Source organism: Streptomyces calidiresistens (genome assembly GCF_014141525.1).
In the GTDB taxonomy this organism is placed as follows: Bacteria; Actinomycetota; Actinomycetes; order Streptomycetales; family Streptomycetaceae; genus Streptomyces; species Streptomyces calidiresistens.
Genome location: NZ_VKHS01001518.1, coordinates 1 through 522, shown reverse-complemented (window position 1 = coordinate 522; position 522 = coordinate 1). Strand labels below are relative to the sequence as shown.

Sequence of the window (522 nt, the reverse complement as noted above, 5' to 3'; positions counted from 1 at the left end):
CCCCACGGCCCCTCCCGGGGGCGCCCGGCGGGCCCGCTCCCGCCCTCCGGACCGGGTGCCCCGTGCCGTGCGCGGATCCGCTCGGCCCCGGGGTCCGGTCATCGTGTTCACCCCCTTCCGGGGTGGGACCGCGCCCCCCGACCGGCGGGTGATCGGGTGAATCGGATCGCCCGTATGTGCGGAGGTGGTCCGCCGTTCACCTTCCCCATCCCTCGACGCCACGACCGACTCCTAGCCTCGCCGCAACATCACACGACCAACACCTCCGCCGTCGGCGGGGTAGAGCAGTGAGGGCAGAAGATGTCAGCGCAGTCGGCGCCCGGACCGGTGTTCCCCGAGATCGACCCCGACGAGGTGAGTTCGAACCCCTCCGGCAACCGCTCCTTCCAGGACGTCGCGAGCACTTTCCTGTCCCGCCGCGCGGCCCTGCGCGGCGGCACCGCCGCCGCCGCGGGCTTCCTGGTGGCCGGGTCCCTGTCCGGCGCCGCCGTGGCCTCCCCGCCCGCCCACGCGGTGCCGGCC

General features: G+C 75.5%; 1 protein-coding gene. It reads left to right on the top strand.

The genetic code is table 11. From position 1 onward, the window contains the following. Nucleotides 1–300: 300 nt before the first annotated feature. Nucleotides 301–522, top strand: a 222-nt coding sequence (locus tag FOE67_RS28100; RefSeq protein WP_182667605.1) for a hypothetical protein, incomplete at its 3' end; no start/stop codon positions are given.